General features: G+C 41.8%; 3 protein-coding genes and 1 pseudogene. 1 reads left to right on the top strand and 3 read right to left on the bottom strand.

Features of this window, described 5'->3' with window-relative positions; all coding sequences use genetic code 11:
• Both alaS and AB7E63_RS13205 read right to left on the bottom strand, forming a co-directional pair.
• Nucleotides 1–1,873, bottom strand: a 1,873-nt coding sequence (alaS, locus tag AB7E63_RS13200; RefSeq protein WP_428419645.1) for an alanine--tRNA ligase, incomplete at its 3' end; no start/stop codon positions are given.
• Between the two features lie 103 nt (nt 1,874–1,976).
• On the bottom strand, nt 1,977–3,080 hold the full coding sequence (locus AB7E63_RS13205; RefSeq protein ID WP_013924253.1) for a hypothetical protein: 1,104 nt from the start codon (nt 3,078–3,080) through the stop codon (nt 1,977–1,979).
• Nucleotides 3,081–3,219: 139 nt separating this feature from the next.
• Here AB7E63_RS13205 and AB7E63_RS13210 point away from each other — a divergent pair, with 139 nt between their 5' ends.
• A complete protein-coding gene (locus AB7E63_RS13210; protein ID WP_428419646.1) occupies nt 3,220–3,981 on the top strand; it encodes an NAD(P)-dependent oxidoreductase in 762 nt (253 codons plus the stop codon).
• Nucleotides 3,982–4,081: 100 nt separating this feature from the next.
• Here AB7E63_RS13210 and AB7E63_RS13215 read toward each other — a convergent pair.
• Nucleotides 4,082–4,444 (bottom strand): annotated as a pseudogene (locus AB7E63_RS13215) (alpha/beta hydrolase); the annotation flags it as partial.

The following is a 4,444-nucleotide window of genomic DNA, read 5'->3' on the forward strand; positions in this document are numbered from 1 at the left end:
TCAATCTAATTCTTTGGTTCACAAGATTTTCAATTTCATTAAGCTCTTGTTTTGTCAAAGGCTTGTGGTGGCTGAAGTCAAAACGTAAGCGACCAGGTTCTACAACGGACCCTGCTTGTTTCACATGTTCACCCAAAACATGGTGAAGAGCCCAATGAAGAAGGTGTGTGGCAGTGTGGTTATTCTCGATTTTCTGTCTGCGAGGGGCATCGACAGATGCTTCTACAGAATCTCCTACTTTTAAATGACCATGTGTCAATGTTCCCACATGTGCAATCACGCCTTGATAAGGAGAAATAGTGTTGGTGACTTGGAAAGACATCCCTTGATGGTTCACAATGGTTCCTGTATCGCCAATTTGTCCACCCATTTCTGCATAGAATGGCGTTTGATCAAGAATAATCATGGCATCTTGGCCCGCAATGATTTGATTGACAAACTGTTGATCCACTACAAGCCCTGTTACAGTTGCTCTAGCACTGAGTTGCTCATATCCTAAAAATGTTGTCGCAGCATGTGTTTTGACAAAGTCGACAAAAAGATTGGTAGATGCAATTTGCTGAGTCGTTTTTTGCACTTGCCGTGATCTTTCTTTCGCTTCATTTTCCAAGAGCTCAAACCGTTCTTTATCGATGACTAAGTTTGCATCACGAGCGATCAGTTCGATCTCTTCTAGCGGAAATCCATACGTGTCTTTTAATTTAAAGGCATCGTCCCCTGAAATGCGGTGATGGGTATTTTGAGCACCTTCGATAATCTGATTGAGGATATTCCCTCCCCGTCGAAGTGTACGAAGAAAAGCTTCTTCTTCGACAGTCAAAATTTCTGCAATTCTTTGTTGGGCTTGTACAAGCTCTTTGTAGTCTTCACCCATAGTTGCGACGAGGCGAGGTAAAATATCGGCAAGGAAAGGGGTGTCCATGCCAAGTGAGCGGCCATAGCGTACCGCGCGTCTTAACACTTTTCGGAGTACATAGCCCCGGTCGACGTTGCTAGGTTGCACACCATCTGCGATAGCAAATGCCAAGCAGCGGAGGTGATCTGCAATCACATGGAATGCTGGAGCTGTTTGGATATTTGTGGGATCGTAGGATTTATTGAAAACTTGTTCGGTTTGGGCAATTAATTCTCGCAGGACATCGGTACCAAATACGGAGTCCACGCCCATTTTTAATCCGACAACCCGTTCAATACCTGCTCCAGTATCAATGGAGGGTCTAGGAAGTGGAGATAGAGAACCATCTTCAAGGCGGTTAAATTGCATGAAAACAAGATTCCAGAACTCTAAATAGCGTTCGCCAGTGACATCTTCAGAAGGATTATTTGCGGGACCATATTTGGAACCACGGTCATAGTACAGCTCTGAGCAGGGGCCACAGGGACCAACTTCACCCATGCTCCAAAAGTTGTCTTTTTCTCCAAAGCGTGTAATTTTGCTGGCGGGCACGTAGCGAGTCCAAAGTTCAAAAGCTTCTTCATCATCGCGGAAAACGGTTGGCCAAATGTGCTGAGGATCAAATCCAAAAACTTGGGTTGAAATATCCCAGGCAAATTGAATCGCTTCTGCTTTAAAATAGTCACCAAAAGAGAAATTTCCCAACATTTCAAAAAAGGTAAGGTGGCGGCTTGTGTGGCCTACATTTTCTAGGTCGTTGTGTTTGCCTCCCACGCGAATACATTTTTGACTAGTTGTAGCACGGTGGTAATCGCGCGCACTTTTCCCTAGAAAAACATCTTTAAATTGATTCATGCCGGCGTTTGTAAATAAAAGCGATGGGTCATCATGTGGGAAAACAGGGGATGAAGAAATCACACGGTGTCCATGCTCTTTGAAATAATTAAGAAATTGGCGACGGATTCTTTGAGTCTCCATGAAAAATAGCGTCCTTCGTACAGGGTTAGATATTTAGAAAAAAACTAAGCCATTATTATGATCTTTAAGAGATTTATATTCCAATAAAGAATACAGGCTTAGATTAATCCTTTATTGCAAGGAGCGGATTTTTTTTAGGACTGGAAAGAAGGCTGCGAATTTTTCCTAAACCTTTTTTTAAAGGTGACTTGGGAGGTGAGATGAAATGTGTAAGCGGTTTTTCAGGGGATGCAGGTTGAGGAAGTGGTTTTAAAAGATGTGATTTTGATCGAAGAGCCACCCAATTTATGGGAGGGTAGCGGTTTGCTTCTGGTTCTTTTTTCTGTCTATGAATGAATAAATTGCATACCAAAACTTGGGGGACGTATTCGGATAGGCCAATTCCGAATAAAAAACCAAAAAATCCTTTTCCGAGAAAGTCGGCCATCAATCTTCCAAACATAGCCTGCGCTTTCTGGGAAGCAACATTTAAAGTTGCGGCGCTACTTAATCCTTTAGATAATGAAGCGATGATTTGATCCGCTGTAAGAGGCACGCCCATCGTTGAAAGAATGGCCTGAATAACCCCGCGATGTTTTTGCATTTCAAGCAGCAATTTTTCCCGGTTATTGACAAGCAGATCAACGGATGCGGATGTATTGTAAAAAAATTCTCTGACATGGTGACCATTATTGTATGAATCGCTGGAAAAACTCTCAGCCGCATCCATCATCAACATGCTGAGTTGAAACGAATCCACTAGAATAAGATAGGCACAATATGCAATCCGTTGCATACGCAAAGTGGTTGAATAGCCAAACGTTTTACACCAAAGGCGTGTAGAAGGGGAGGCGAAGTTCGCCTTAGAGTATGAGGACCAGTTAGCGCGATCGTGCGGCATGTAATGCCCTTTAACAGCTAAAACAAGTTCTTTACAATGGGTACAAAGAGTGGCTTGTTTTTCAATGCAAAGAAAAATGCGGTTGGCAATCATCACAGCTTGTGCAATTCCGCGAATAACAGGCAGGTCTGCTCCTAAAAAATAGGCTGCATTCCCAGCGGCGAGGGTTGCAAAATTGTTCGGATCTTTATAGATCTGAAATCTTCTCCAATAACACCAACATCGATGCACGCTATGGATCGCCTGAAATGGTATCCAGACAATGATGGGGAGTTGCAGGGGTGCGGAAGCCCTAATTGTAGTACGTACGAGATTGGTGGCTTGCATAAGGGACCTTGTTATTTACAAAGAATTCTTTTGATTTGACAATATCCAATTTTAGTTTATACATCCATAGAAACTTTTCATGTGAAAAGGTTGTTTAGAAAAAGGAGGATGTTTATACCAAAACTATACGAAAAAAAATTTGAGGAAAACAATGAGCAAAAATATTGCCTTTATCGGGCTCGGAAATATGGGATTTCCTTTAGCTGAAAATCTATTGAAAGCTGGATTTCCCCTATGGGTTTACAATCGCACAGCCGAAAGAGCTAAGCCCTTATTAAATCAAGGAGCACATTTGCTCGATTCGCCAAAAGAGGCTTTTGAGAAAAGTTCGATTTTGATTTCAATGCTTTCCAATGACCAAGCTCTTGAAGAGATAGTCGAAGGAGAGAAGGGCATTTTAAAGACTATTCGGACAGGGTGTGTGCACGTTTCAATGAGTACAATCTCTCCAGAAACTGCCGATAAAATGGCTACCTTGCATGCGGAAAAGGGCGCGGCCTTCGTCTGTGCACCCGTTTTTGGCCGTCCAGATGCTGCGGCCGCGCAAAAGTTATGGATTTGTATTGCAGGAGATCCGCATGCGAAAGTTTTGGTGCGCCCCATTCTTGAAAAATTGGGACAAGGTGTAGCAGATTTTGGGGCTAAACCCTCACATGCTTGTTTAGTTAAAATTTCAGGAAATTTTTTGATTTTATCCGCTATCGAAGCCATGGGAGAGTCTTTTGCTTTATTAAAAAAAAGTGGCATAGATATTCATGCAGCTGCAGCATTATACACCCAAAGCATTTTGGCATGTCCTGTTTATCAAAACTATAGCAAGATTATTGTTGATCAATCATTTGAATATGCGGGATTTAAGATGACATTAGGCTTAAAAGATGTAAATCTTGTGCTGAACTAAGCAGAAAAGAAGTCCGTTCCTTTGCCGCTTGCATCGCTTTTACATAACCGTCTCATGACGGGACTTGCGAAGCAAAGACAGAATTTAGACTGGTCGGCGATTACTTTACAAGCTTTTGAGGATGCTGCTCTTGAGGATTAATCTTTAAAAGATATCGTACAATATTTAGGTAGCTCTCATAAATATCCAATTTGGTCAGTTTAATCGAGTGGGGGTCTTTATCATAAAGACCCCTAGAGCGCAACGTTAAAGTCGGTTTATAGGTTTGGGTATAGTGGGTATCTATCGGTTGCTTTTTGGCCTTAAGTTTTTTCCTCACTTTTTTGGCTAGCCTATCCTTTTTTTCCATCGCCGATTTTTTCAGGGTGTTATATAAAGAGGCTTTATAGGCAATCACACCATCTTTTTTATGAATAATGATTGCTTTTTTGTTTTCTTCAATTTTTTTCCAATTTTTAGCGGA

The organism is Parachlamydia sp. (assembly GCF_050255895.1).
Taxonomy (GTDB): domain Bacteria; phylum Chlamydiota; class Chlamydiia; order Chlamydiales; family Parachlamydiaceae; genus Parachlamydia; species Parachlamydia acanthamoebae.